This is a genomic window from Streptomyces sp. 3-6 (assembly GCF_056323165.1).
The window spans coordinates 37,867-64,834 of the sequence record NZ_JBWHZP010000007.1 but is presented as its reverse complement, the minus strand read 5'-3'; the positions used below and the strand labels follow the sequence as shown (position 1 = coordinate 64,834).

Genomic DNA, 26,968 nt, shown 5'->3' with positions numbered 1-26,968 from the left:
CGGGTCGGAGACGGTGTGGTCGGTCAGGGGAAGGGGCGGCCGGTGATCACGGCGGCGACCCTGCTCCCCGGCGGGAAGGCGCGCTCCGCGGCCAGGACGACCAGTCCATGAAGCAACTTGGCGACATAGAGACGTTCCACGGGCAGTCCGTGACGCTGCTCGAAGTCCTGTGCGAACGCGTCGAGCTCCGGTGTGGTCCGGGCGTAGCCCCCGAAGTGGAAGCGCTCGTCGAGGCTCCAGTCCCCGCGCGGCCCCCCGAACGCCGCGGTCTGCAACGCCCGTACCTCCCCGTCCAGGAAGCCGCCGCGCAGAACCGGAACTCCCAGCGCGCGTTCCCCGGGGCCCAGTCCGGCGGCCAGCCCGGCCAGCGTGCCGCCGGTCCCGCAGGCCACGGCGGCCACGTCGGCGCGTCCGGCGAGTTCCTCACCGAGCGCCGCGCAGCCGCGCACGGCCGCCGCGTTGCTGCCGCCCTCCGGCACCACCAGGGCGTCCTCGGCGTCCACGGCCCGGAGCACGGCGGCCAGGGTGTCCGGCTCGGCCTTGCGGCGGTAGGCCGACCGGTCGACGAAGTGCAGCCGCATGCCGTCCGCCGCGCACCGGGCGAGCGAGGGGTTGAGGGGGCGGTCGGCCAGTTCCTGGCCGCGGACCACCCCGACCGTGCGCAGCCCGAGCAGCCGCCCGGCGGCGGCGGTGGCCCGCAGGTGGTTGGAGTACGCGCCGCCGAAGGTGAGCACGGTGCGTCCGGCCGCCGTCGCGAGGTTGGGGGCCAGCTTGCGCCACTTGTTGCCCACCAGGTCCGGGTGGATCAGGTCGTCCCGCTTCAGCAGCAGCCGTACGCCGTACCGCCCAAACCGCTCGTCCGCGACCTCCTGCACGGGCGAGGGCAGCCGCGGCCGCAGGCCGTCCGGCCCGGCCGGGGCGGCGGGGCCTGCGGTTCCGGGCGGGTCCGCGTTGGTCACGGCGGCATTCTCCCCCGGTGGATGAGGGGGTGGCCAGGCGGGGCGGTGGGGGAGCGGTCGAAGAGCGGACGGGGCGCCGTCACCCGGGACATCCCGGCGAGCGGGCTGTGACTGGAGCCCAGGGCCGGAGGTCAGGACCGGAGTCCAGGGTGGGAGATCAGGACCGGAGGCCGCGACCGGGCGCGAGGGCGCGGTGCCAGGGCCGGTGCCAGGACCGGGTGCAGGACCGGGGCCCCACGAGACAGATCCCGAGGCCGAGAGTCCCGGGAGGTACGGAGAACGGCTGCCCGCACCGGCCGAGGGCCGTTCCGCACCGGACGGGGGCTGCCCCGCGCCGGACTGCCGATCCCGCCGGCCCCCCGATCCCGTCGGCTTCCCGGCCGGAGTGCAATGACATGGGGAGGTGCGGGCACCCGCCGCCCACGGACACGACGGGCCCGGACCTGCCCGGGAGGCACCTGACCCCCGGACCTGCACCGGGGGGTACCGGCCCCCCGGACCTGCTCGGGAGGCACCGGAGCCCCGGACCTACCCGGAGGGCACCGAGCCCCCGACCTGCCCGGGCGGTACCGGGCCGCCCGGGCAGGCGGCCGGGGTGACGGAACCCCGGCCGCCCCGCCCGTCACTTCAGGCGGTCACCGATCCGTTTCCGCATCGACGCCATGGTGAACCCGCGCGGATCCACCTTCCCCGGCTGCCATTCCAGGTGCCCGATCACCGACCGCTCGTTCCAGCCGTGGTGCCGGCACACCGCCGCGGCGGCTCTCTCGATGGCCTCCAACTGCGCCGCCGGCCACGGGTCCTCGCCGTCGCCGAGGTTCTCGCACTCGAAGCCGTAGAAGTGCCGGTTGCCGTCGGTGTTGCGCTCGTTGTCGGGTGGCAGGGTCTTCCTCTCCGCGATCACCGCGCGGAGCACGTCGTCGTCGCCCAGGCCGGCGTGGTTGGCCCTGCCGTAGCCGACCAGGTGCACCCGCCCGTCCTTGGTGATGACTCCGTGGCACAGCGGCCCCGGCAGCCCCGCGTACCCCTTGCGGCACAACTCGACCGTCCTCGCACTGCCCTTGGTGACGGTGTGATGGATCATCACACCGTGCACCGGGCCCCAGGGGCCCTTGTGGTTGCGGTGGTGATCGCGCCAGTCGCCGACCTCGACGACCGTCAGACCCTCCGCCTTGAGAGCGCGCAGGAACGCGCTCGCGGACATGGGTGGGGCCATGACCGCCCTCCTTCGTGCTGCGCGACGGCCGCCCTTCGCGACCGCCTCGTACGTGTGCTTTACCTGTACGGAGGAAGCGGAACCGTTTGTTCGGTCGTTGTGCGAGCCGATCCGGACAGGGCAGCGCCGCGACGGCGCCGAAAACGGAATGCCCATGATGCCCAGCCGCGCGGTGATCCATTCCCGCTCATTCGGGTAATGGCGCGGACACGTTACGTGAGGAAATCTTGGACGCGCAGATCGACGCCCGGCACCGATGGGCGTGGATCACAAATGGGAGGGCAATTCTCTATGTCGGTAGGCGAAGAGGTCCGCACGGAGCAGACCAGGCCGCAGCAGAGCCTCGGTACGGCGGCCGCGCGGAACCTGGCCACCACGACCAAGTCCGTGCCGCAGATGCAGGAGATCAGCTCGCGCTGGCTGCTCCGCATGCTGCCGTGGGTGGACGTACAGGGCGGCACGTACCGGGTCAACCGGCGTCTGACATACGCCGTGGGGGACGGCCGGCTGACGTTCGTCAAGACCGGCGACCGCGTCGAGATCATTCCCGCGGAGCTGGGCGAGCTGCCCGCGCTGCGGTCGTTCGAGGAGCAGGAGGTGCTGTCCGAGCTGGCGTCGCGCTGCCGGCAGCGGGAGATCGAGCCGGGCCAGGTCGTCGCCTCGTTCGGCAGCCCGGCGGACGAGGTCTACCTGCTGGCTCACGGCCGGGTCGAGAAGGTCGGCACCGGGCCCTACGGAAGCGACGAGTCGCTCGGCATCCTCGCCGACGGCGCCTACTTCGGCGAGCAGGCCCTGCTCGACGACGACGCCATCTGGGAGTACACGGCCCGCACGCTCACCGCGTGCACGGTCCTGGTGCTGCCGCGCGAGGCGTTCGACCAGGTCGCCGAGCGGTCCGAGGCCCTGCGCGAACACCTCCAGGGACTCCGCTCCGTCCCCGGCCGGAGCACCAACAAGTACGGCGAGAAGGCGATCGAACTGGCCGCCGGCCACACCGGCGAGCCCGACATCCCGCACACCTTCGTCGACTACGAGGCCAGCCCGCGCGAGTACGAACTCAGCGTGGCCCAGACGGTGCTGCGCATCCACACCCGCGTGGCCGACCTCTACAACCAGCCCATGAACCAGACGGAACAGCAGATCCGGCTGACCGTCGAGGCACTGAAGGAGCGTCAGGAACACGAACTGATCAACAACCGCGACTTCGGTCTGCTCCACAACTGCGAGTACGACCAGCGGATCCAGCCCCACGACGGCGTGCCCGGTCCGGACGACCTGGACGAACTGCTCAGCCGCCGGCGCGGTACCAAGATGCTGCTCGCCCACCCGCGGGCGATCGCCGCGTTCGGACGCGAGCTGAACAAGCGGGGCCTGGTGCCCGAGACCGTCGACCTCGGCGGCAACCGCATCCCGACCTGGCGCGGCGTCCCCATCTACCCGTGCAACAAGATCCCGGTGACGGAGGCCCGCACCACCTCGATCATCGCCCTGCGTACGGGCGAGGAGGACCAGGGCGTCATCGGACTGCGGGCCGCCGGACTGCCCGACGAGATCGAGCCGGGACTGTCCGTGCGCTACATGGGCATCAACGAACAGGCCATCATCAAGTACCTGGTCACGGCCTACCACTCGGCCGCGGTGCTGGTACCGGACGCGCTCGGGGTCCTGGAGAACGTCGAGATCGGCCGCTGGCGGTGACCGCACCGCAACGCCCGGCCCGCACCCCGTGTCCCCGCCCCTCGGGACGGGTACACCCTGGGAGCAGGAAGTCGACCGCGGTACCTGCACCACCCTCCGCTGATCCGCCGAGACCAGGGGTGCGTCCATGACGGAGCTCAGGACGGAGACGGAGTACCGTCCCGCCGACGGGCACGAGGCGATGATGCTGCTGGACCGCGCGCGGGGGGAGGTCGACCCGGTGCTGCGGGCCGCGGTCGGCAGCCTCCCCGGATCGATGCGCCGCATCGCGCGCTACCACTTCGGCTGGGAGCACGCGGACGGTTCACCGGCGGCCGGCGCGGCCGGCAAGGCGATCCGCCCGGCACTGGTGCTCGCCGGGGCCTCGGCCCTCGGCGGGCCCGGCGCGCGGGCGGCCGCGGTCCGGGCCGCGGCGGCGGTGGAACTGGTCCACAACTTCACGCTGCTCCACGACGACGTGATGGACCGGGACGCCACACGCCGCCACCGGCCCACCGCCTGGACGGTGTTCGGTGACTCCGCCGCGATCCTCGCCGGGGACGCCCTCCAGGCGCTCGCCCTCCGGCTGCTGGCCGAGGACGCGCATCCGGCGGCTCCGGCGGCGGCGGCCCGGCTCGCCCAGTGCGTCATCGAACTGTGCGACGGCCAGCACGCGGACACGGCACTGGAGGGGCGCGCCCCGGAGGACGTCACGCTGGACGAGACGCTCGTCATGGCCGAGGCCAAGACGGGGGCGCTGCTGGGGTGCGCCTGTGCCGTGGGCGCGTTGTACGCCGGAGCGTCTGACGCGGACGTCCGTGCGCTGGACGCGTTCGGCCGGGAGGCCGGGCTCGCCTTCCAGCTCATCGACGACGTGATCGGGATATGGGGCGACCCGCGGCGCACCGGCAAGCCGGCCGGTGCGGACCTGGCGGCCCGCAAGAAGTCGCTGCCCGTCGTCGCCGCGCTGACCTCGGGTGGCTCCGCCGCCGGCGAACTCGCCGAGCTGTACGCGGCCCCGCACGCGGAGGAGGACCTGGAGCGGATCACCCGGACCGTGGAACGGGCGGGCGGCCGGGACTGGGCACAGGCCCAGGCGGCCGACCGGATGGCCCGGGCGATGCAGGAACTGGCCCGGGCGGTACCGGACCCGGAAGCCGCGGGCGGACTGCTGGCCCTGGCCGAGTTCGTGACACGGCGCACCACCTGACGGATTCCCCCGGACACCCCGGGCGCGTGCGGCGCCCCGGGTGTGCGGGGTGGCCGTCGTACCGAGCCCCGGAGCCCGGGGACGTGCGGACCCTGACCCGCACGGCCCCCGCGGCCCGGGTCCGGCGGGTCCCGCACTTCCCCACGATGTGCGGGGCCCGCGCCCGTTTCCGGCCCCCGACAAGCCTCCCCGCCCCACGAGTCACACCGGGCGTTACGCTCAACCCCCGTACAGAGCGCGAGTGTTGACGCGAAGGGGTGGACATGGGCGTGGCGATCCGGACGGCGGGGGAGCAGGACCGGGAACGGGTGGTCCGGCTGCTGGACGCGGCGTTCCAGGACGATCCGGTGAGCAGTTGGGTGTTCCCCGGTGAGGAGTACCGCCGGACGACGCACCACCGTCTGATGGCCGCCTTCACCGACATCGTGATGGCCGACGGCCGGATAGACCTCACCGAGGACGGCTCGGCGTGCGCCCTGTGGCTGCCCGTACCCGCGGACGACCCCGGGGACGGCCCGGCCGGGGAGGACGACGGACCGGCGTCGGTGCGTGAGGCCGTCGACCCGGGCAACGAGCGGGTGGAGCTGATCGGGCGGCTGACGGCGGGCATCCACCCCGGCGGGCGCGCCCACGCGTACCTGTGGATGATCGGGGTGGCACCCGGCCGGCAGGGCGAGGGCCTCGGCACGGCGCTGATGGCAGCCGCCCTCGACCACTGCGACCGCACCGGTCGGCCGGCCTACCTGGAGGCGAGCAGCGCCCGCAGTCGCCGGCTCTACGAACGCCTGGGCTTCGAGCCGCTGGGGGAACCGCTCGCCCTCCCCGACGGCCCGTACATGTGGCCCATGTGGCGCGAACCGCGCACCGGCCTGCCCGCGTAGACGGTCCGGCTCTCCTCGGCGGTACCGCCGTATCGGCGTGCGCGTCCCGCTGCGTCGACGGTACCGGCGTACCCGCGTGGGTCGTTCCGCCGTCGGGTGGTACGGGCGTGCTCGCGTGGGCCGTCTTTCCCTGCGAGCGGTACCGGCGGGCCCGCGGGTCGTCCGGCGTTCCGGTCGGCACCGACCGCCGTGCAACACGTGGGCGGGGGACGGCCGCTGCCCGGTGCCGCGCGAGCCACCCGCCATGCTTCACCCACCACCCACCACCCACCACCGGACGGTGCCCCGCGTCCTTCGCGAGCCGGGATCCCCGCGCCCTTCGCGCCCCCGATCCCGCGCCCGAGGGCGTCCGCAGTCGGGGACGTTCGGCCCTGGCAGCCGACCGTGCGATGCCGCTTCACTGGGTCCCGGCAGCACCGTCCGTCGGCGGCCCCAGGTCCCGGCGGACGCCGGCGAGAGGACGACAAGGGGCGGGATGAGCGACGCGGTGCGGGACGACGACGCGGCGGCGGACGTGCGGATCACGGCGGTCGGGCACGCCGACCTGACACCGGGCACCCTGCCCCTGGTGGAGTCCGCCCTGCGCAGACGCCTCGAACGCCTCGTACGGGGGCCGGCGGTGGTGCGGTCCGGTGCCGGGACCGCCCTGGCGTTCGGCCGGGCGGCGCGAGCTGTGGGGCGCCGCCTGGTCGTGGCGATCCCGAGCCGTGGCGGTGTTCCGGCCATGCCGCCCCCGCGCGACCGGATGGCCACCGGTGAACTGCTCACCCTGGCCGACCGGGTGCGGCTCCTGGACTACGACCCGGCCGACCGGGACGCCTGCGTGTGCGCCGACGAACGCGTGGTGGAGGACAGCCGCCTGCTCCTCGCCGTGTGGGACGGCTCCTGCTCCGACGGGCGGGACGCGACCGCCCATCTGGTGGCCTACGCCCGTGGCCGGGGCGTCCCCGTCGAGGTGGTGTGGCCCCACGGCGCGGCCCGGGAGCCCGCCCGGGCGACCCCGGTCGGCCTGGCGCCCGGGGCCCGGCGGTCCCGGCCCCGCCCGCCGTCCCACCGCCCCGCCGCCCCGGCCTGTCGTCACGTCACCCAGGGACCTTTGGGCCCCGCCTGAGCCGTACGGAGGGACTGTTCGGCTCATCCGCTGCCTCCGGCGCCCCGTCGATCATGAGTCCGCCCGAAATCGATGGGGAGGACGACGTCCGGTGGACGAGACACGAACGACGCAGGCGACGAGCGCGGTGGACGAGCGGCCCCGCCCGGTGCCTCTGGGGGAGGCACCGGGGGTGGACGGCGCTCCGGGGCCCGGGCGCGGGGCCTCGTGGGTGGACTGGCTGACGACCACCGACCACAAGAGGATCGGCACGCTGTACCTGGTCAGCGCGCTCGGCTTCTTCGTCCTCGGCGGGGTGCTGGCCCTGTTCATGCGCGCCGAACTGGCCCGGCCCGGCCTGCAGATCCTCTCCAACGAGCAGTTCAACCAGGCGTTCACCATGCACGGCTCGATCATGCTGCTGATGTTCGCCATGCCGCTGTTCACCGGCTTCGCCAACTGGATCATGCCCTTGCAGATCGGCGCCCCGGACGTGGCCTTCCCCCGCCTGAACATGCTCGCCTTCTGGTTGTTCCTGTTCGGCTCCCTGATCGCCGCCTCCGCGTTCCTGACGCCGGACGGGGCCGCCAGTTTCGGGTGGTTCCTCTACGCGCCGCTCTCCAACGAGGTCTACTCGCCCGGCATCGGCGCGGACCTGTGGATCATGGGGGTCGCCCTGTCCGGGTTCGGTTCGATTCTCGGCGCGGTCAACTTCATCACCACGATCCTCTGCATGCGCGCCCCCGGCCTGACGATGTTCCGCATGCCGATCTTCACCTGGAACGTGCTGCTGACGGCCCTGCTGGTGCTGATGGTGTTCCCGGTCCTCGCGGCGGCCCTGTTCGCGCTCGAGTGCGACCGCCGGTTCGGCAGCCACGTCTTCGACGCGGCGAACGGCGGGGCGCTGCTGTGGCAGCACCTGTTCTGGTTCTTCGGCCACCCCGAGGTGTACATCCTCGCGTTGCCGTTCTTCGGCATCGTCTCCGAGGTGATCCCGGTGTTCGCCCGCAAGCCGATGTTCGGCTACATGGGACTGATCGGGGCGACGATCGCCATCGCCGGCCTCTCGGTGACGGTGTGGGCGCACCACATGTACACCACGGGTGGGGTGTTGCTGCCCTTCTTCTCGTTCATGACGTTCCTGATCGCGGTGCCGACCGGCGTGAAGTTCTTCAACTGGATCGGCACCCTCTGGAAGGGCAGTCTGTCGTTCGAGACCCCGATGCTGTGGACCCTGGGCTTTCTGACGACCTTCGTCTTCGGTGGCCTGACCGGCGTCATCCTGGCCTCACCTCCCATGGACTTCCACCTGACCGACTCCTACTTCGTCGTCGCGCACTTCCACTACACGGTGTTCGGCACGGTGGTCTTCGCGATGTTCGCCGGATTCCACTTCTGGTGGCCCAAGTTCACCGGGAAGATGCTGGACGAGCGGCTCGGCAAGATCTCCTTCTGGACCCTGACCGTGGGCTTCCACCTGACCTTCCTGGTCCAGCACTGGCTGGGCGCGGAGGGCATGCCGCGCCGCTACTCGGACTACCTCGCCGCCGACGGCTTCACCGCCCTGAACACCCTGTCCACCATCGGGTCGTTCCTGCTCGGCCTGTCGCTGCTGCCGTTCTTCTACAACGTGTGGAAGACCGCCAAGTACGGCAAGCCGGTCGGCGTCGACGACCCGTGGGGCTGGGGCCGTTCGCTGGAGTGGGCCACCTCCTGCCCGCCGCCGCGGCACAACTTCACCTCGCTCCCGCAGATCCGCAGTGAGTCCCCGGCGTTCGACCTCCACCACCCGGAGGTCACCGCGGCGGCGACGGCGAGGTGAGCCGTGGCGCACTCCGTTCTCGCCCTGGGCTGCGCCGTGGTGACCGCCTCCGGCTGCGTCTGGTACCTGCCGGCCCTCGCCGACCTGCGCGCCGGCCCCGACCGGCCGTCCTCCCGTCGGACCGCCGCCCTCGCCACCCTGACCGGGTGGGCCACGCTCGGCGGTGCCGGCCTGCTGCTCCTGGCGGCCACCGCCTGGTGGCCCGCCACCGCGCTGGCCGCCGCCGGGGCCGTGACCACCGGCCTGCTGCGGCTGTGCGCGGCCGTGCGCCGGGCGGGTGAGGCGCGGGAGGCGGCGGGCCAGTGGGCGCGGCTGGGGCAGGGGCCCCTTCCGCCCGCGCGCCGGCGGACGCCCCGCGCGGCCGTCGCCCTCCTCGTCGCGACCGTCCTGCTCACCGCGGGCACGGCGGTGGCCGTCGGCCTGTCGGCCACCCTCCGGCCGGCACCGGACGGCGGCACGTGGTGGCCGGTGACGGCGACCGCGGTCCCGGCGCTGATCGTCGCCCTCCTCCTGACGGCCGCCGTCCGTCACGTCCGGGCCGGCGGCAGCCGGGAGAACCCCGGCGGCAACGGCTGACGGCGCGGTGCCCCCCGGGTACGGCCCGCCGACCCGACAGGCGCGCGGGGACCGACGTCCGTCGCGGCACCGTCACGGCGCACCGGCCCCCGCACGGCCCGAAGGGGCCCGCCCGCATCGGCGGACGGACCCCTTCGTGAACCCGAGACCCACGAGGCCCCACCCGGCCGGGTGGGAGCACGACCGAGGGCCGGATCAGGTCTTCTTCGTCTCCTGATGGCGGGGATCAGGCCTTCTTGGTCTCCTGGTGGCCGACCGGTTCGGTGACCTGCGGTGATGATGACCGCAGGCCGCTGACCCGGCCTTCTCCCGATGGCCGGCGACGGCGTACGGCGGTCCCGACCGGGTGTCCTGCGGACAGGGTGCGGACCGCACCGGCTCACAGGTCTTCGTCGTCGACGGGTTCGGGTTCGCGGAGGTGGGCGAGGTCCAGGACGTAGCGTTCGGTGACCGGGGGGCTGTTCCACGCCTGGGTGAGGTGGTCCTCGAAGGTGTCGTCGGTGGGGTGGCCGAGCGTCGTCGCGTAGTAGTCGGCGGTCGCCTGCCGGTTCTCCCACCAGGCGTGACCTGCGTAGACGCCGGGACGGGGCAGGGTCATCTCCCCCGCGGGGCCGTATTCCAGTCGGTTGACGACGAGGACGCCGGTGTCCGACTCGATACGGACGGGGACATGGCCTTCTGCCTCGGCGGGCGGGTCGGGTGCGACGTCCCAGACACGGATGGCCACCTCGACGTCGATGTCGGGTTGCAGGCTGAGCAGGTAGAGGTGGTAGCCGTTGCCGGCGACCACCTGGGTGCGGGCAGCGGCCATGGCTTCGTCATCGCTGAGGTAGCCGTCGGCGTCGTGGACCTCGACGACGCGGCGGGCCGGTGTGGCCTTGCAACGGTATTCAGCCAGGAGCGCCATGGCCGCTGCCCTTTCCTCCGGTGGGTGATCTTCGTGGGGGAGGCCTCGTCGTCCGGCAAGGGGGTGCAGGTGTGCGCCTGGTCGAGCCCGTGACCGCTGGTCGCATGGTCGTCCGCGGCCAGGCGTCCGCCGTCGTCACGCCGCGGACCTCGGTCCACCCGTGGCCGGGCACAGAAGACCGCACCCGGACCGTCGTGGACGCCGTGCTCGGCGGCCTGCGGACCGGGTGCGGAAAGGAGGACCAGGCGATCAGAGAAACCGCAGGTCAGAGGATGTGACCTAAGATCAGGCCTTCTTGGTCTCCCAGAAGATCTTGTCGATCTGGGCGATGTAGTCGAGGGCCTTCTGGCCGGTCGCCGGGTCGGTGGACGCCTTGGCGGCGGACAGCGCCTTCAGGGTGTCGTTGACGAGCTGGTGCAGCTCCGGGTACTTCTCGAAGTGCGGAGGCTTGAAGTAGTCGCTCCACAGCACGGAGACGTGGTGCTTGGCCAGCTCGGCGCGCTGCTCCTTGATGACGGTGGCGCGCGCCTTGAAGTGCGGGTCGTCGTTGCCGGCCATCTTTTCCTGGACGGCCTTCACCGACTCCGCCTCGATGCGGGCCTGGGCAGGGTCGTACACGCCACAGGGCAGGTCGCAGTGGGCGCTGACCTTCACCTTGGGGGCAAACAGGCGGGAAAGCATGGAGCAATCCTTCCTCGTGATCGTCTTCTCACACTGGACATTACTCCGTGGCCCGGGGCTTTTGGCGGGTGCCCCCGCGGGCTTAGGGCAAAAGTCCGGGGTGAGACTGAGATTGTCGGAGGAAGAAACCGGGGAGGTGCCGGAGGATGCCGGAGCCGTTGCAGGACGCCGAGCGGTCGGGGGCGCCGCTGCCCTTCGGGGTGGCCGAGGTTACGGGGCCGTCCATGGTCCCCACGCTGCACCACGGGGACCGGCTCCTGGTCCACTACGGGGCACGGGTCCGGCCGGGTGACGTGGTGGTGCTGCGCCATCCGTTCCAGCAGGACCTGCTGGTCGTCAAGCGGGCCGTCGAACGGCGCGACGGGGGCTGGTGGGTGCGCGGGGACAACACCTACGCGGGCGGCGACAGCACCGACTACGGGACGGTGCCCGACGACCTGGTGCTCGGCAGGGTGCGCTTCCGGTACCGGCCGCGCAGGACCGGTCAGCGCTCGCCGCTGGCGCTGGCGGGCTGGGCGCTCTCGGCGGCCCGGCCCGTGCTGTCCGCCCGCGTGCCCTCCAGGCGCTTGCGGGCGCGGTAGGCGGCCACGTTGGCGCGTGTCGCGCAGCGGTCGGAGCAGTAGCGGCGGGAGCGGTTGGTGGAGGTGTCCAGGTAGGCGTTGCGGCACGGCGGCGCCTCGCACAGACCGAGCCGGTCCACGCCGTACTCCGTGAGGTGGAAGGCCAGGCCCATCGCGGCGATGGCGGCGTACCCGGCGGTCGCGTTGGAGGGGTGGTCGGCCAGGTGCATGTGCCACAGCGGGCGTCCGTCGTCGTCCCGCACGTCGTGCCCGGAGATCTGCGGGCTGACCGGGAACTCCAGCAGCAGCGAGTTCAGCAGGTCCACGGCGAGGGTCTCGTCGCCGCCGTCCGCCGCCTCGAAGACCGCGCGGAGCCGCCCCCGGACGGAGCGGAAGCGGGTCAGGTCGGCCTCGGTCGCGCGGCGGGCCGCGGACTGGTTGGTCCCGAACAGGCCCCGGATCGCGTCGACGGTGGTCAGCGCGTCCTTCCCCCGGGCCGGCTCCTCGGTGTTGACGAGCCGGACGGCGAAATCCGAGTAATAGGCCAGTTCCACTTGTAGTCCTTACGACGGGGCTCTAGGGTCGTGCCTGCGGTCAGGTAACGGACGATCGTGCCTTCAGGGTATTACGTGACGGATGCGAGGAGGGGCTCGATGACGGACACACCCACCGCCACCACCGACTGGCGGGCCTGGCAGGAGAGCTGGGACCGGCAGCAGGAGTGGTACATGCCCGACCGCGAGGAGCGGTTCCGGGTCATGCTCGACATGGTGGAGGCCCTCGTCGGCACCTCGCCGCGCGTCCTCGACCTGGCGTGCGGCACCGGCAGCATCACCGCCCGGCTGCTCGCCCGGTTCCCCGGCGCCACCAGCACCGGCGTCGACCTCGACCCCGCGCTGCTGGCGATCGCCGAGGGCACCTTCGCCGGCGACGGGCGGGTCACCTTCGTCACGGCCGACCTCAAGGACCCCGACTGGCCGGCCGGACTGCCGCACGACACCTACGACGCCGTCCTCACCGCGACCGCCCTCCACTGGCTGCACCGGGAACCCCTCGCCGACCTCTACGGACACCTCGCGGACCTGGTGCGCGACGGCGGCGTCTTCATGAACGCCGACCACATGATCGACGAGACGACGCCCCGGATCAACGCGGCCGAACGCGCCCTGCGGCACGCGCGCATGGATCAGGCCAGACGGGACGGCGCCCTGGACTGGGCCGAGTGGTGGCAGCTCGCGGCGAAGGACCCGGTCCTCGCCGGCCCGACCGCCCGCCGCTTCGAGATCTACGGGGAGCACGCCGAGGGGGACACCCCCTCGGCCGACTGGCACGCCCGCACCCTGCGGGACAAGGGCTTCACCGAGACCCGCCCGGTGTGGTGCTCGCCCTCGGACACCCTGCTGCTCGCGCTGAAGTGAGCGGCCGGGCCGGCCGGTGAACGGCGGAAGGGGCGGTACGGAGATCCGTACCGCCCCTTCCGCCGTGCGCGTCCGGCCCGCCTGCGCCGTGCGGGTCCGCGCTCGCCGTCCGCGTCGTCCGCGGTCTCAGAAGACCTTGGACAGGAACGACTTCGTGCGCTCGTGCTGCGGGTCGGTCAGCACGTCCCGCGGGTTGCCGGACTCGACGACCACGCCGCCGTCCATGAAGACCAGGCTGTCGCCCACCTCGCGGGCGAAGCCCATCTCGTGGGTGACCACCACCATGGTCATGCCCGACTCGGCGAGGTCGCGCATGACGTCGAGGACGTCACCCACCAGCTCCGGGTCGAGCGCCGACGTCGGCTCGTCGAAGAGCATCAGCTTGGGCTCCATGGCCAGCGCCCGGGCGATGGCCACCCGCTGCTGCTGACCGCCGGACAGCTGCGAGGGGTAGTTCCTGGCCTTGTCGCCGAGCCCCACGCGCTCCAGGAGCTGCATCGCGCGCTCCTTGGCCTCCGCCTTGTTGGTGCCCCTGACCTGCACCGGCGCCTCGATGACGTTCTCCAGCGCGGTCATGTGCGGGAACAGGTTGAAGCGCTGGAACACCATGCCGATGTCCCGGCGGTTGAGCGCGACCTCGCTGTCCTTGAGCTCGTAGAGCTTGTCGCCCTTCTGGCGGTAGCCCACCAGCTCGCCGTCGACATAGAGACGGCCGGCGTTGATCTTCTCCAAGTGGTTGATGCACCGCAGGAAGGTCGACTTGCCGGAGCCGGACGGTCCGATGAGGCAGAACACCTCACCGCACTTGACCTCGAGATCGATGCCCTTGAGGACCTCGACGGCACCGAAGGACTTGTGGACGCCCTCCGCCTTGACCATCGGGACACTCGGGTCCCGCTGGGGCGTGGGTGCGGAGGACTGCTTCTTCTGGGTCATGCCTGGCCTCCGTTCGGGCGGCCGAGGGACAGCAGGTTCGCCTTGACCTTCTGCAACGGCGTGGGCGGCAGCTGTCGGGTGGAACCGCGGGCGTAGTGGCGCTCCAGGTAGTACTGGCCGACGCTGAAGACCGACGTCAGCAGGAGGTACCAGGCAGCCGCCAGGAACAGCATCTCGGCCGGGGAACCGGAGGTCTGGCCGATGTCCTGCGCCACGCGGAGCAGTTCGGAGAACTGCACCACGGACACCAGCGAGGTCGTCTTCAGCATGTTGATGACCTCGTTGCCGGTGGGCGGCACGATCACGCGCATGGCCTGCGGGATGACGATCCGGCGCAGGGTCTTCGCGTGGCTCATGCCCAGCGCGTGCGACGCCTCGGTCTGGCCCTCGTCCACCGAGAGCAGACCGGCCCGGCAGATCTCCGCCATGTACGCGGCCTCGTTGAGGCCGAGGCCCAGCAGCGCCGTCAGGAGCGGGGTCATGAAGTCCGACCACTCGTCCCGGTAGAACGGCCCGAGGTTGATGTACTCGAACACCAGGCCCAGGTTGAACCAGACGATCAGCTGCACCAGGACCGGCGTGCCGCGGAAGAACCAGATGTAGAACCAGGCGATCGCCGACGTCACCGGGTTCCTCGACAGCCGCATCACGGCCAGGATCACGCCGCCGACGATGCCGATCGCCATGGCCAGCACGGTCAGCAGCAGGGTGTTGCCGACACCGGCGATGATGCGGTCGTTGAAGAAGTAGTCCGGGATGGCGCCCCAGTTGATCTTGCCCTGGGAGAACGCGTAGACGATGCTGCCCAGCAGGACCAGGGCGATGACGGCGGTGACGTACCGCCCGTAGTGCCGGACCGGAATGGCCTTGATGGCCTCCGGTCCGGCCGGGGGCTTGCCGTCCGGTCCCGTCGTCTTGTCGATGTCAACAGTCACGGGTGATGCCTTTCAGTGCCGCCCGCTCGCGGTCACTTGCCACCGTTGATGGTGGCTTCCTCGATGGCGCCGTCCGTGACGCCCCACTTCTCCAGGATCTTCTGGTACTCGCCGTTCTCGATGATGGCGTCCAGGGCGGCCTTGAGGGCGTCCCGCAGTTCGGTGTTGTTCTTGGCGACCGCGATGCCGTACGGCGCGGCCTCGACCTGCTCGCCGACGATCTGGAAGTCGTTGCCGCCGCCGGAGGTCTTCACGGCGTAGGCCGCCACCGGGAAGTCGGAGGAGCCGGCGTCCGCGCCGCCCGCGCGCAGGCGGGTCTGGGCCTGCTGGTCGTTGTCGAAGCGCTCGATGGTGAGCTTCTTGTCGGCGGGGCACTTCTTCGCCTCGGCCTTGGCGAGGTCCTCGGAGACGGTGCCGCGCTGCAGCACGATCTTCTTGCCGCACAGGTCGGACCAGTTCTTGATGCCCTGGTCGTCGCCCTTCTTGGTGTAGATCGACACGCCGGCCGTGAAGTAGTCGACGAAGTCGACGCCCTCACCGACCTTCTTGCCGGTCGCGGGGTCGACACCGTTCTGACGGTCCGCGTTGTCCGTCATCGCGGACATGGCGATGTCGTAGCGCTTGGAGCGCAGACCGGTGATCAGGGTGTCGAAGGTGCCGTTCTCGAACTCGAACGTCACACCGAGCTGCTTGCCCATGGCCGCGGCGATGTCGGGGTCGATGCCGACGACCTTGCCGGAGTCGTCCTTGAACTCGACCGGAGCGTAGGCGATGTCCGATCCGACCTTGATGACGCCCTTGTCGCGGATGGACTTGGGCAGCTCGTCGGCCAGCGGGGCGGCGCTGGTCTTGGTGTCGCCGCTGCTCGAGCCGTTGTCCTTGGTCTGGTCACCGCAGCCGGTGAGAAGCAGTGCGCCTGCGACCGCGATCGCGCCGACCGCGGCAGTCCGGGAGCGCGCGGCGGTGGTACGACGGGTGGTGCTTGCGGTCATGGTGGTTCCTCCGGCGGATGGGTGGAGTGCCGATGGGGTCGGGGCCGTCGCCGATGGGCATCGACAACGCCGCAGGTCGACAACAACACACGTCTTCGAGTGTCGCGACCCCGTGTGATTACGGCATCTTGCCATTCGGACTGGGTCATTCAGGGGGCCAGCCATGTCAAAATCGGATAACGGGTCACACTCGAACCGCACCACTCCGGTACAACACGGCCGGACAGTCTGCGGGAATCTTTCATTCCGGCCGGAAGATCTTCGGTTCAACGGGAGATCGGGAGGCGGGCCCCGCCTCGTTTGGCGTGCCGCGAGCGGTTGCCGCTTGTTTGTCCAGGTCTTGTCCTGAAATCAGTCGATGAATCCCGGCGCCGGTCTGTGACCTTCGCGTTATGGACTCGTCCTCGGTGGCGTCCGTCCGGTAAGAAGGTTCTTTACACCCCTCATCCGGGGCTCAGGGCGCGTGTGCGGCGCGCCCGTCGCGTCAGGCCCGTACGTATCCACCACCGGGCCGAGCGCGGTCCCGCCCACCCCTCACCAGGAGTGGCAAACCCTCAAACCGTGAACAATTAAGGGGTAAAACCTAGTGGCAGCGGAGATTGTCAATCCTCGCAGCGACAGCGAAAGCCGGAACGGGCAGAACGAGGACGGTTCAGGGGCGGAGCCCCTGGAGTCCTTCGACCCGGCGTTCGCGCTGCACCGCGGCGGCAAGATGGCTGTGCAGGCCACCGTGCCGATCCGCGACAAGGACGACCTGTCCCTGGCGTACACGCCCGGCGTCGCGAAGGTGTGCAGCGCGATCGCCGAGCAGCCGGACCTCGTCCACGACTACACCTGGAAGTCGTCCGTCGTCGCCGTCGTGACCGACGGGACGGCCGTGCTCGGACTCGGCGACATCGGTGCCGAGGCGTCCCTCCCGGTGATGGAGGGCAAAGCGATCCTGTTCAAGCAGTTCGGCGGTGTGGACGCCGTTCCCATCGCCCTGAACTGCACGGACGTCGACGAGATCGTCGAGACCGTGGTCCGGATGGCCCCCTCCTTCGGCGGGGTCAACCTGGAGGACATCTCGGCGCCCCGGTGCTTCGAGATCGAGCGCCGGCTGCAGGAGCGGCTGGACATCCCGATCTTTCACGACGACCAGCACGGCACGGCCGTCGTGACGCTGGCCGCCCTGCGGAACGCCGCACGGCTCAGCGGGCGCCCCCTCGGTGACCTGCGGGCCGTCATCTCGGGCGCCGGCGCGGCGGGTGTCGCGATCGCCAAGATGCTGATCGAGGCCGGCATCGGGGACGTCGCGGTCGCCGACCGCAAGGGCGTCGTCTCCCGGGACCGGGACGACCTCACGCCGATCAAGGCGGAGGTGGCGTCGTTCACCAACAAGGCCGGGATCTCCGGGACGCTGGAGGACGCCCTGGAGGGCGCCGACGTGTTCATCGGCGTGTCCGGTGGCACGGTGGCGGAGCCCGCGGTGGCGTCGATGGCCAAGGGCGCGTTCGTCTTCGCCATGGCCAACCCCAACCCGGAGGTGCACCCGGAGGTCGCGCACAAGTACGCGGCCGTGGTGGCCACCGGGCGTTCGGACTTCCCGAACCAGATCAACAACGTGCTGGCGTTCCCGGGCATCTTCGCCGGGGCCCTGCAGGTGCGCGCCTCGCGCATCACCGAGGGCATGAAGCTCGCGGCCGCCGAGGCGCTGGCGTCGGTGGTCGGTGACGACCTCGCCGCGGACTACGTCATCCCGTCGCCGTTCGACGAGCGGGTCGCGCCCGCCGTGACGGCGGCGGTGGCGGCGGCCGCGCGGGCCGAGGGAGTGGCCCGCCGCTGATGCGCCCCGGCGTGCACGGTCGAGAGACCGGGATCGGCCCCGTCCCTGGTGGACGGGGCCGATCGCCGTCTCCGGCGGGTGCTCCGGGCGGGTGCCGGATCTCTTCCCGGCGGTTGGGCCGACCGGGTGGTCCCGCGACCGGGTGGTCCCGGGGCGCGCGGCGGGCCCGGGACGCGGCTGTGGCGCCGGCCGGGGTGCCGGCCGGGGTCAACCGGGGTGCCGGCCCGGACGGCGGCCGGAGCGGGCGCCGAGCGCACCGCCCCCTGGGCGCGCGGACCGCACGCCCGGCTGTCTCCGTCGGCGCAACAGGGCGTGTGTCACAGCGCGGGGCTGTTCCTTCAGTGCCCCCGGGACCCTAGGGTCAAGGTCATGTTCGCTGTCTACGCCGCCCGAATCGACCGCGACCAGCCGCTCTCCGGTCTGGAGTTGGGGGAGCGCCCGGCTCCCGAGGCCCGTCCCGGCTGGAGTACCGTCACGGTCAAGGCCGCCTCCCTCAACCATCACGACCTGTGGTCCCTGCGCGGCGTCGGCCTCACCGACGACAAGCTGCCGATGATCCTCGGCTGCGACGCCGCCGGGATCGACGAGGACGGCAATGAGGTCGTCCTGCACTCGGTGATCGGGCAGACCGGTCACGGGGTGGGCCCCGCGGAGCCCCGGTCGATCCTGACCGAGCGTTACCAGGGAACCTTCGCCGAGCAGGTCGCCGTGCCCACCTGGAACGTGCTGCCCAAGCCCCGGGAGCTCTCCTTCGAGGAGGCCGCCTGTCTGCCCACGGCCTGGCTGACCGCGTACCGGATGCTGTTCACCAACGCCGGGGTCCGGCCCGGTGACTCGGTGCTGGTGCAGGGCGCGGGCGGCGGTGTCGCGACGGCGGCCATCGTGCTCGGCAAGGCCGCCGGCCTGCGGGTCTTCGCCACCAGCCGCGACGAGACCAAGCGCAAGCGTGCGGTGGAACTGGGTGCCGTGGAGGCGCTGGAGTCCGGTGCGCGGCTGCCGCAGCGGGTGGACGCCGTCATCGAGACCGTGGGCGCGGCGACCTGGTCCCACTCGGTGAAGTCGCTGCGGCCCGGCGGCACGCTGGTGATCTCCGGCGCCACCAGCGGTGACCGGCCCTCCCACGCCGAACTGACCCGGATCTTCTTCCTGGAGCTCAAGGTCGTCGGGTCCACCATGGGCACCAAGGACGAACTGGAGGACCTGCTCGCGTTCTGCGCCGCCACGGGTGTGCGTCCGGTGATCGACGAGGTCCTGCCCATGGACCGGGCCCGTGAGGGCTTCGAACGCATGGCGTCCGGCGAGCAGTTCGGGAAGATCGTGCTCACCGCCCCCTGATCCGCGCACGGCGCCGCCCCGGTGCCGCGCTTCCTCTCGTCACGGCCGGTCCGGGTCCTCCGGGCCGGCCGTCGGCGTTCTCGGCATCGGTGCGGTGGAGATGCCCCCGGGTTGTCAACGCTGGTTGACAGGGCAGGACTGTCAACGTAGGTTGACAGCATGAGTGAGGCAACCGATCTGGCCGCGCGGGCCGGTGACCGCGATCCGCGGGTGGGACTGCGGGCCGTCGCCGCGCTGCGTCGTCTGCTGGAGCAGCTGGAGGCCGTCCAGGTGCGCAACGCCCGCAACCAGGGCTGGTCGTGGCAGGAGATCGCCGGTGAGCTCGGCGTCAGCAGGCAGGCCGTGCACAAGAAATACGGGAGGCATTGATGTTCGAGCGGTTCACGAAGGATGCCCGCGCCGTGGTCAAGGAGGCGGTCCGGGAGAGCGAGGAGGCGGGGGCGCCGTCCGTCACCGCCGAGCACCTTCTGCTCGCCCTGCTGGAGCGGGAGGGCAGCCGGGGTTCCTTCGCCCTGAGCGCCCTCGGGCTGGGTGAGCGCAGGGAGTCGGTGCGGGCGGCGCTGGAGGAGGCGCGACGCCGGGCGGGGCTCACCCAGGCCGAGACGGAAGCCCTCGCCGGGCTGGGGATCGACGTGTCGGAGATCGTGGCCCGGGTGGAGGACGTGCACGGCGTCGGGGCGATGTCCGGCGACCGGCGGGGCCGCGGACGGCGGTCGGGGCACCGGCCCTTCGCCCGGGACGCCAAGGAGACCCTCACGGGAGCGCTGCGGGCCGCCACCGCCCACCGCGACCGGGCGATCGGCGACGAGCACCTGCTCCTCGCCCTGACCGCGCGCCCCGGCGTGCCCGCCGAGGTGCTCGCCGATCACGGGGTGACCTACGCGTCCCTGACCCGGGTGCTGTACGGGGGTGGCGAGGCCAAGGCGGGCTGAGGCGGGCCAGGGCGGACTCAGGCGCGCTGAGGCGGACTGAGGCGCGCTGAGGCGGGCGCCCGGCCCCGGCGGGCCGGGCCGCTGCCGTCCTGTCAGCTCCGTCCTGTCAGCTCCTGGGGCTGCGCAGCAGGGCCCCGATGTGGGCCGCCGCCGTCGAGAGGTGGCGGCGGGTGTCCCGGAGCTGCTCCTCGGTGATGCCGTGGTCGCGGGCCGCGTCGCGGATGTCGTCCCGGAAGCGGTCCAGCAGGCGGTCCAGGTCCCGGCCGGGATCGCCGGTGGTGTCCGTGGCCCCCTCGTGGGCCCACGGCGGGGTGTAGACGGCGGGGAAGTCCTCCGGGGTGTCGGAGTACGCCGGCCGGTCCGCGGCCGGAGTGCCGCTCTCCCGGCCGAACCCGAAGTCCCTGCCCAGATCCCTGCCCAGATCCCTGCCGAGGTCCTTGCCCAGGTCCTTGCCGAGCTCGCCCATCTCCTTGGCCAGCTCGGTCAGGCCCTCACGCAGCCCCGTCGGCCAGTCACCCCGGGAGAAGTGGCCCTGCACCTGCTCCTGGACGCGGCGCGCGATGCGCTGCACCTCTTCCTGGGCCTGCTCTCTGGCACGCTCCTGCGCCTCCTTCGCCTGGCGCCGGGCCCGCTGGGCCTCCTCCCGGGCGCGGCGGCTCTCGTCCTTGGCCCGGCGGGCCTGTTCCCGCCACTCCTGCTTGGCGCGGCGCATCTCCTCCTTGGCGGCGCGCCACGCCTCTGTGTCGCCCAGGCCCGGGACGTCCGCGAACGGGGCGTCCTCCTGGCCGCCCGGGGACGCGCCCTTGCGGGCCTTGTTCGCCGCTGCCCGCACCTCGCGCCGCAGAGCGCCCGCCGCGCCCCGGACGTCCGCCTGGATCTCGGCGGCCAGTTCGGCGACCGACTCGCGGATCTCCAGCTCCAGGTCGGCCAGTTCGCCGCTGCGGTCGGCCAGTTCGGCGCGGCCGGCATCGGTGATGGAGTAGACCTTGCGGCCGCCCTCGGTGGTGTGGGTGACCAGGCCCTCCGCCTCCAGTTTGGCCAGGCGCGGGTAGACGGTGCCCGCCGAGGGCGCGTAGAGCCCCTGGAAGCGTTCCTCGAGGAGGCGGATCACCTCGTAGCCGTGGCGCGGTGCCTCGTCCAGCAGCTTCAGCAGGTAGAGGCGGAGGCGTCCGTGGGCGAAGACGGGGGGCATGTCAGAGCACCTTCTTCTCGGTGGGGCCGTCGGTCGGGCCGTCGGTCGGGGCGTCGCTGGGGCCGGGAGCCGGAGCGTCCCCACCGTCCGGAGGGGCGGTGGTATCGCCCGGCGCGGCCTCCTCGTCCGCGCCGGGACGCCGCAGCAGGGCGATGGACCCGGAGACGGTGGTCGCCCGCAGTTTGCCCGTGCCCGCGCCGAGCCGACCGGTGATCTTGTGGGCGCCGCACTGGCCCTGTACCCGCAGGTCGTCGAAGGCGTTGGAGACGGCGCCGCTCGCCGTGTTCGCCTCGACCTCGGTGTCCGCCGGGTCGGGGAGGCGGATCGCGATCTCGCCCGAGACACTGGTCAGGCCGATATCGGTGGGACCGTGGGGATCGAGGTCCACGATCATCGAGCCACTGACCGAGTCGGCCCGGACGGAGGGGCCCGAGCCCTCGACGACGGTGAGGTCGCCGGAGACGGAGTTGAACCGCAGGTCGCCGGTGACGGCCTGGGCCTCCAGGTTGCCGGAGACAGTGTCCGCGCGGACCGGGCCGGAGAGCGAGACCAGGGTCGTGTCGCCCGTGACGCCCTTCACCGCGGCCGGGCCCCGGATGCCCGAGACGACGGCGGAGGCGCCGACCACACCGACCTCGACCCGGGTCTGCGCCGGGACCGCCAGGGAGACCACCGCGTGCCGACGCCGGCCCTTGCGGTCCAGCAGCTTCAGGAAGCCCTTCCAGGGCAGGTCCTCGTACGCCACGGTCAGGGTGCCGCCCTGCTGGGTGACCACCAGGGGCGGTCCCTCGATCTCCGAGACCTGGAGCCGAGCGGAACCTTCCTCGGTGCCCACGACGTTCACCGTTCCGTTGACGATGCGGACGTGGAGCTCTCTCACGGGCTCGTCGAAGGTGAGTTTCGCGGGCTCCGCGACGGACCACTCGGACATGGTGGGGCCTCCTGTATACGCGCCATATCGCGTCTTACGTGATTCACGATATATCGCGCCCCGGGTGAATGCCAAGACACTCGTTCGGGTGATCCTTGATCGCTCGACCACGCGGGCACTCGACCACGCGGGCACTCAGGCACTCGATACTCAGGCACGCGCCCTCTCGACCACTCGATCGCTCCGACCGCGGAGCGTGGAAGAGGCAGGGGCGGGGCGAGCCACGGGGTTCGGCGCGCGGGGCACGGCCGAACTCGCGTGAGCGCAGGCGGGCGTGGGGCGCAGCCGGGCGTGGGCAACCGACCGGGCAGGGCGGCCGGCTCAATCAGGGCGCCCGCGGGCCGGTCAACGGGACAGCGCCGGGCGGCGCGCCCTCAACCGGTGTGGCACAGGGCGGATCCGGCGCGGCGTCGATCCGCGCAGCACCGTCAACCGGTGCAGCACAGCGTCGATTCGCGCCACGTCATTCCGCGCAGCGCCGTCAACCGGTGCAGGACAACGTCGAGCCGCAGCGCCATCAACCGGCGCGGCGCAAGACCGGCGCAGCGCCATCAACCAGCGCAGCGCCATCCCCCGGCGCGGCACCGCATCGACCGGTGCCCGAGGGCGCGCTCCGCGCGTCGGGCACCGTGGTACCGGGCGGGGCCGGGCCCCGCCGCCTACTCGTCGTCCTCGTCGTCCAGCCGGGCCAGCCAGGTGGCCAGGCGCTCGACCGGGACCTCGAAGTCGGGGTTCAGGTCGACGAAGGTCCGCAGCTGCTCCGCGAGCCACTCGAAGGAGACCTCCTCCTCGCCGCGCCGCTTCTCCAGCTCCTCGATGCCACGGTCCGTGAAGTACATGAGGACAAGGATAGGACGAGGACGACCAGGAAAAACGGCCGGGCCGCACCCCCGGAAGGAGGGTGCGGCCCGGCCGTGAAGCGGCCCGTGAGGGCGAGGGATCAGGCCTCGAACACCTCGCGCACCAGCTGCTCCTGCTCGGCCTGGTGGCGCTTGGCGGAGCCGACCGCGGGCGACGAGCTGTGCGGGCGCGAGATGCGGCGCAGGCGCTCGTCGTGCGGCACGTCGGCGCCGACGGCCAGGTCGAGGTGGTCGATCAGGTTGAGCGCGATGAACGGCCAGGCACCCTGGTTCGCCGGCTCCTCCTGGGCCCACAGGTACTTCTCGGCGTTGGGGTACTTCTTGATCTCCGCCTGGAGCTCGGCACCCGGCAGCGGGTACAGGCGCTCGATGCGGATGATCGCCGTGTCCGTGGCGCCGCGCTTCTTCCGCTCGGCGTCGAGGTCGTAGTAGACCTTGCCGGAGCAGAAGACGACCTTCTTGACCGTGGCCGGGTCGACGGTGTCGTCGCCGATGACCGGGCGGAACTGGCCCGAGGTGAACTCCTCCGCCTTCGAGGCCGCGGCCTTGAGGCGCAGCATCGACTTCGGGGTGAAGACGACCAGCGGCTTGTGGTGCGGGTTGTGCACCTGCCACCGCAGGAGGTGGAAGTAGTTCGACGGGGACGTCGGCATGGCGACCGTCATGTTGTTCTGCGCGCACAGCTGCAGGAACCGCTCGGGGCGGGCCGAGGAGTGGTCCGGGCCCTGGCCCTCGTAGCCGTGCGGCAGGAGCAGGACCACGCCGGAGGTCTGCGCCCACTTCTGCTCGGCCGAGGAGATGAACTCGTCCACGACCGTCTGCGCGCCGTTGACGAAGTCGCCGAACTGCGCCTCCCACATCACCAGTGCGTCGGGACGGGCGAGCGAGTAGCCGTACTCGAAGCCCATCGCCGCGTACTCGGAGAGCAGGGAGTTGTAGACGTTGAGCCGTGCCTGGTCCTCGGAGAGGTACTGCAGCGGCGTGTACTCCTCGCCGGTGCTGCGGTCGATGATGACCGCGTGGCGCTGGCCGAAGGTGCCGCGCTGGGAGTCCTGGCCCGCCAGGCGGACCGGCACGCCCTCCAGGAGCAGCGAACCGAAGGCGAGGGTCTCGCCCATGCCCCAGTCGATCGTGCCGTCCTCGACCATCGTGGCCCGGCGCTGCAGCTGCGGCAGCAGGCGCGGGTGCACGGTGATGTGCTCGGGGATGTCGACCTGGGAGGCGGCGATCCGCTTGACGACCTCCGCGGACACCGCGGTGTTCACGGCGACCGGGAACTCGGCCTGCGGGTCGGAGGCGATCTCGGAGGAGGGCTGCGCGGTGGCCTCGCGGACCTCCGTGAAGACCTTCTCCAGCTGGCCCTGGTAGTCCTGCAGGGCCTGCTCGGCCTCCTCCAGGGTGATGTCGCCGCGACCGATGAGGGACTCGGTGTAGAGCTTGCGCACCGAGCGCTTCTTGTCGATCAGGTCGTACATCAGCGGCTGGGTGAAGGCCGGGTTGTCGGACTCGTTGTGACCGCGGCGGCGGTAGCAGATGAGGTCGATCACCACGTCCTTGTTGAACGCCTGGCGGAACTCGAAGGCGAGCCGCGCCACGCGCACGACGGCCTCGGGGTCGTCGCCGTTGACGTGGAAGATCGGGGCCTCGATCATGCGGGCCACGTCCGTCGCGTACATGGAGGAGCGCGAGGACTCGGGGGCCGCGGTGAAGCCGACCTGGTTGTTGATGACGATGTGGACCGTGCCGCCGGTGCGGTAGCCGCGCAGCTGCGACATGTTCAGGGTCTCGGCCACGACGCCCTGGCCCGCGAAGGCCGCGTCGCCGTGCAGTGCCACCGGCAGGACGGTGAAGTCCGTGCCGCCCTTGTTGATGATGTCCTGCTTGGCGCGTGCGACGCCCTCCAGGACCGGGTCCACCGCCTCCAGGTGGGAGGGGTTGGCGACCAGCGAGACCTTGATCTGCTCGCCGTCGAGGCCGGTGAAGGTCCCCTCGGCGCCCAGGTGGTACTTGACGTCGCCGGAGCCGTGCATCGACTTCGGGTCGAGGTTGCCCTCGAACTCGCGGAAGATCTGCGCGTAGGACTTGCCGACCACGTTGGCCAGCACGTTCAGCCGGCCGCGGTGGGCCATGCCGATGACGACCTCGTCCAGCCGGGACTCGGCGGCCGAGTCCAGCACCGCGTCCAGCAGCGGGATGACGGACTCGCCGCCCTCCAGGCTGAAACGCTTCTGGCCGACGTACTTGGTCTGCAGGAACGTCTCGAACGCCTCGGCGGCGTTGAGGCGGCGCAGGATGCGCAGCTGCTCCTCGCGCTCGGGCTTGGTGTGCGAGCGCTCGATGCGGTCCTGGATCCACTTGCGCTGCTTGGGGTCCTGGATGTGCATGAACTCGACACCGGTGGTGCGGCAGTACGAGTCGCGCAGCACGCCGAGGATGTCGCGCAGCTTCATCAGGGTCTTGCCGGCGAAGCCGCCGACCGCGAACTCGCGCTCCAGGTCCCACAGGGTGAGCCCGTGCTCGGTGATGTCCAGGTCGGGGTGCTTGCGCTGGCGGTACTCCAGCGGGTCGGTGTCGGCCATGACGTGGCCGCGGACCCGGTAGGAGTGGATCAGCTCGAAGACCCGGGCGGCCTTGGTGACGTCGTCGTCGTGCGAGGCGTCGATGTCCTTGAGCCAGCGGACCGGCTCGTAGGGGATGCGCAGCGCCTCGAAGATCTCGTCGTAGAAGCCGTTCTCGCCGAGCAGCAGGTTCGCCACGTTGCGCAGGAACTCGCCGGAGGCGGCGCCCTGGATCACCCGGTGGTCGTAGGTCGACGTGAGCGTCATGACCTTGGAGATGCCGAGCTTGTTCAGGGTGTCCTGGCTGGTGCCCTGGAACTCCGCCGGGTAGTCCATCGAGCCGACGCCGAGGATCACCGACTGGCCGGGCATCAGGCGGGGCACCGAGTGCACGGTGCCGAGGCCGCCGGGGTTGGTCAGCGAGACCGTGACGCCGGTGAAGTCGTCCATCGTGAGCTTGTTGTCACGGGCGCGTCGGACGATGTCCTCGTAGGCCTGCCAGAACTCGAAGAAGTTCATGGTCTCGGCCTTCTTGATCGCCGCGACGACGAGCTGGCGGTCGCCGTTGGGCTTCACCAGGTCGATGGCGAGACCGAGGTTGATGTGCTCCGGCTTCACCAGGGTCGGCTTGCCGTCCACCCGCGCGAACGAGTGGTTCATCGACGGCATGGCCTTGATCGCCTGCACCATGGCGTAGCCGATGAGGTGCGTGAAGGAGATCTTCCCGCCGCGGGCGCGCTTGAGGTGGTTGTTGATGACGATGCGGTTGTCGAACAGCAGCTTCACCGGCAGCGCGCGCACGGACGTGGCCGTCGGCAGCTCCAGCGAGGCGTCCATGTTCTTGGCCACGGCGGCGGACGGACCGCGCAGGGTGACCTGCTCGGGCCCCTGCTTCGCCTCGGCGTCCCCGGCGGCCTTGGCGGCCCTGCCGTTCTTGCCGTCCTTGGCTCCGCCGGCGGCGGGCGCCGGCTTGGCCGGGGCGGGCGCGGGCTTCGCGGCGGGGGCGGGCTTCGCCGGGGCGGACGCCTGGGCCGGGGCCTGGGCGGCGGCGGGCTTCGCGGCGGGGGCCTGCGCGGCCGGCTGGGCCGGGGCGGTCGCGTTCGCGCCCTGGGGCGCCGCGGCCGTGCTGCTCACCGGGGCCGAGGTCGCGGGCGCGCCCGGCTTGTAGTCCGCGAAGAAGTCCCACCAGGCTCGGTCCACCGAGTTCGGATCCTGGAGGTACTGCTGATAGATCTCGTCGACGAGCCACTCGTTGGCACCGAAGGCCGCCGCGGGGTTCTTCCCGGATTGGTCGGTGTCGGACGTGGGGTTTCCGCCCGGCCGGAGGCTGGGGGAGCTCGAGTTACTGGGGGACTGTGGCGACACGGCGTCAACCGCCCTCTTCCGCTTCACAAGATGATGGACAGCGGGAATCAAGGCTACGCCCCTGAACGCGAGAAGGTCAGGTCGGGCCCGTGCAACGTCGTGGAAGTCAC

The 26,968-nt window shown here is 71.6% G+C and carries 24 protein-coding genes; 12 read left to right on the top strand and 12 right to left on the bottom strand.

Annotation, left to right across the window (positions count from 1 at the left end; genetic code table 11):
* Nucleotides 1-23: 23 nt before the first annotated feature.
* Nucleotides 24-959 (bottom strand): 1-aminocyclopropane-1-carboxylate deaminase/D-cysteine desulfhydrase, encoded by a 936-nt coding sequence (locus tag AC02VZ_RS11865; protein ID WP_476475333.1) that lies wholly within the window; start codon nucleotides 957-959, stop codon nucleotides 24-26.
* Nucleotides 960-1,581: 622 nt separating this feature from the next.
* The gene (locus AC02VZ_RS11860; protein WP_476475332.1) at nucleotides 1,582-2,175 is read right to left on the bottom strand and encodes an N-acetylmuramoyl-L-alanine amidase; all 594 of its coding nucleotides are present in this window, start codon (nucleotides 2,173-2,175) and stop codon (nucleotides 1,582-1,584) included.
* A gap of 291 nt (nucleotides 2,176-2,466) precedes the next feature.
* On the opposite strand from AC02VZ_RS11860, the gene AC02VZ_RS11855 reads away from it, so the two are divergent.
* From AC02VZ_RS11855 to AC02VZ_RS11830, 6 genes are all read left to right on the top strand, one after another.
* Nucleotides 2,467-3,873 (top strand): family 2B encapsulin nanocompartment shell protein, encoded by a 1,407-nt coding sequence (locus AC02VZ_RS11855; protein ID WP_432054185.1) that lies wholly within the window; start codon nucleotides 2,467-2,469, stop codon nucleotides 3,871-3,873.
* Nucleotides 3,874-4,000: 127 nt separating this feature from the next.
* Complete coding sequence (locus AC02VZ_RS11850; RefSeq protein WP_476475331.1) at nucleotides 4,001-5,062, top strand: family 2 encapsulin nanocompartment cargo protein polyprenyl transferase; 1,062 nt, start codon at nucleotides 4,001-4,003, stop codon at nucleotides 5,060-5,062.
* A 263-nt stretch (nucleotides 5,063-5,325) separates the two neighbouring features.
* A complete protein-coding gene (locus AC02VZ_RS11845) occupies nucleotides 5,326-5,943 on the top strand; it encodes a GNAT family N-acetyltransferase (RefSeq protein ID WP_432054187.1) in 618 nt (205 codons plus the stop codon).
* A 475-nt stretch (nucleotides 5,944-6,418) separates the two neighbouring features.
* Nucleotides 6,419-7,054 carry a hypothetical protein gene (locus AC02VZ_RS11840; protein ID WP_476475330.1) on the top strand — a complete coding sequence of 212 codons (636 nt, stop codon included), beginning with the start codon at nucleotides 6,419-6,421 and terminating at the stop codon, nucleotides 7,052-7,054.
* A 91-nt stretch (nucleotides 7,055-7,145) separates the two neighbouring features.
* Nucleotides 7,146-8,855, top strand: a complete 1,710-nt coding sequence (gene ctaD, locus AC02VZ_RS11835) for an aa3-type cytochrome oxidase subunit I (RefSeq protein ID WP_432054189.1) — start codon at nucleotides 7,146-7,148, stop codon at nucleotides 8,853-8,855.
* A gap of 3 nt (nucleotides 8,856-8,858) precedes the next feature.
* Nucleotides 8,859-9,431: a hypothetical protein gene (locus AC02VZ_RS11830; protein WP_476475329.1), complete on the top strand. Its 573-nt coding sequence runs from the start codon at nucleotides 8,859-8,861 to the stop codon at nucleotides 9,429-9,431.
* A 379-nt stretch (nucleotides 9,432-9,810) separates the two neighbouring features.
* On the opposite strand, the gene AC02VZ_RS11825 is transcribed toward AC02VZ_RS11830, so the two are convergent.
* Nucleotides 9,811-10,338, bottom strand: a complete 528-nt coding sequence (locus tag AC02VZ_RS11825; RefSeq protein WP_476475328.1) for a hypothetical protein — start codon at nucleotides 10,336-10,338, stop codon at nucleotides 9,811-9,813.
* Nucleotides 10,339-10,623: 285 nt separating this feature from the next.
* The gene (gene sodN, locus AC02VZ_RS11820) at nucleotides 10,624-11,019 is read right to left on the bottom strand and encodes a superoxide dismutase, Ni (protein ID WP_359310205.1); all 396 of its coding nucleotides are present in this window, start codon (nucleotides 11,017-11,019) and stop codon (nucleotides 10,624-10,626) included.
* Nucleotides 11,020-11,165: 146 nt separating this feature from the next.
* On the opposite strand from sodN, the gene sodX reads away from it, so the two are divergent.
* Nucleotides 11,166-11,600: a nickel-type superoxide dismutase maturation protease gene (sodX, locus tag AC02VZ_RS11815; protein ID WP_432054192.1), complete on the top strand. Its 435-nt coding sequence runs from the start codon at nucleotides 11,166-11,168 to the stop codon at nucleotides 11,598-11,600.
* Here sodX and AC02VZ_RS11810 read toward each other — a convergent pair.
* Nucleotides 11,504-12,133, bottom strand: coding sequence for a CGNR zinc finger domain-containing protein (locus AC02VZ_RS11810; RefSeq protein ID WP_432054193.1), 630 nt, complete (start codon nucleotides 12,131-12,133; stop codon nucleotides 11,504-11,506). The two genes, sodX and AC02VZ_RS11810, sit on opposite strands and share 97 nt — an antisense overlap.
* A 99-nt stretch (nucleotides 12,134-12,232) precedes the next feature.
* Between AC02VZ_RS11810 and AC02VZ_RS11805 the strand changes: the two genes are divergently transcribed.
* Entirely contained in the window at nucleotides 12,233-12,997 is a 765-nt protein-coding gene (locus AC02VZ_RS11805) for a class I SAM-dependent methyltransferase (protein ID WP_432054194.1), read from the top strand.
* Between the two features lie 126 nt (nucleotides 12,998-13,123).
* On the opposite strand, the gene AC02VZ_RS11800 is transcribed toward AC02VZ_RS11805, so the two are convergent.
* Genes AC02VZ_RS11800 through AC02VZ_RS11790 form a run of 3 tightly spaced genes read right to left on the bottom strand, consistent with a single transcriptional unit; the run spans nucleotide 13,124 to nucleotide 15,860 of the window.
* Entirely contained in the window at nucleotides 13,124-13,876 is a 753-nt protein-coding gene (locus tag AC02VZ_RS11800; RefSeq protein WP_432054279.1) for an amino acid ABC transporter ATP-binding protein, read from the bottom strand.
* A gap of 53 nt (nucleotides 13,877-13,929) precedes the next feature.
* Complete coding sequence (locus AC02VZ_RS11795; RefSeq protein WP_362091623.1) at nucleotides 13,930-14,868, bottom strand: amino acid ABC transporter permease; 939 nt, start codon at nucleotides 14,866-14,868, stop codon at nucleotides 13,930-13,932.
* 32 nt (nucleotides 14,869-14,900) lie between these two features.
* Nucleotides 14,901-15,860 (bottom strand): ABC transporter substrate-binding protein, encoded by a 960-nt coding sequence (locus AC02VZ_RS11790; RefSeq protein WP_432054196.1) that lies wholly within the window; start codon nucleotides 15,858-15,860, stop codon nucleotides 14,901-14,903.
* 586 nt (nucleotides 15,861-16,446) lie between these two features.
* Between AC02VZ_RS11790 and AC02VZ_RS11785 the strand changes: the two genes are divergently transcribed.
* From AC02VZ_RS11785 to AC02VZ_RS11770, 4 genes are all read left to right on the top strand, one after another.
* Nucleotides 16,447-17,685 (top strand): NAD(P)-dependent malic enzyme, encoded by a 1,239-nt coding sequence (locus tag AC02VZ_RS11785; RefSeq protein WP_432054197.1) that lies wholly within the window; start codon nucleotides 16,447-16,449, stop codon nucleotides 17,683-17,685.
* Nucleotides 17,686-18,054: 369 nt separating this feature from the next.
* On the top strand, nucleotides 18,055-19,020 hold the full coding sequence (locus AC02VZ_RS11780) for a zinc-binding dehydrogenase (protein WP_476475327.1): 966 nt from the start codon (nucleotides 18,055-18,057) through the stop codon (nucleotides 19,018-19,020).
* A 159-nt stretch (nucleotides 19,021-19,179) separates the two neighbouring features.
* Entirely contained in the window at nucleotides 19,180-19,389 is a 210-nt protein-coding gene (locus tag AC02VZ_RS11775; protein ID WP_164336527.1) for a helix-turn-helix domain-containing protein, read from the top strand.
* Complete coding sequence (locus AC02VZ_RS11770) at nucleotides 19,389-19,952, top strand: Clp protease N-terminal domain-containing protein (RefSeq protein ID WP_476475326.1); 564 nt, start codon at nucleotides 19,389-19,391, stop codon at nucleotides 19,950-19,952. The genes AC02VZ_RS11775 and AC02VZ_RS11770 overlap by 1 nt, the downstream gene beginning before the upstream one ends.
* A gap of 106 nt (nucleotides 19,953-20,058) precedes the next feature.
* Here the strand turns inward: AC02VZ_RS11770 and AC02VZ_RS11765 are convergent, their stop codons facing one another.
* From AC02VZ_RS11765 to AC02VZ_RS11750, 4 genes are all read right to left on the bottom strand, one after another.
* The gene (locus AC02VZ_RS11765) at nucleotides 20,059-21,144 is read right to left on the bottom strand and encodes a helix-turn-helix transcriptional regulator (protein ID WP_476475325.1); all 1,086 of its coding nucleotides are present in this window, start codon (nucleotides 21,142-21,144) and stop codon (nucleotides 20,059-20,061) included.
* A gap of 1 nt (nucleotide 21,145) precedes the next feature.
* Nucleotides 21,146-22,075 (bottom strand): DUF4097 family beta strand repeat-containing protein, encoded by a 930-nt coding sequence (locus AC02VZ_RS11760; protein ID WP_476475324.1) that lies wholly within the window; start codon nucleotides 22,073-22,075, stop codon nucleotides 21,146-21,148.
* Nucleotides 22,076-22,734: 659 nt separating this feature from the next.
* Complete coding sequence (locus AC02VZ_RS11755) at nucleotides 22,735-22,914, bottom strand: DUF6104 family protein (protein WP_018544467.1); 180 nt, start codon at nucleotides 22,912-22,914, stop codon at nucleotides 22,735-22,737.
* Between the two features lie 101 nt (nucleotides 22,915-23,015).
* Complete coding sequence (locus AC02VZ_RS11750) at nucleotides 23,016-26,858, bottom strand: multifunctional oxoglutarate decarboxylase/oxoglutarate dehydrogenase thiamine pyrophosphate-binding subunit/dihydrolipoyllysine-residue succinyltransferase subunit (protein WP_476475323.1); 3,843 nt, start codon at nucleotides 26,856-26,858, stop codon at nucleotides 23,016-23,018.
* Nucleotides 26,859-26,968: the final 110 nt, after the last annotated feature.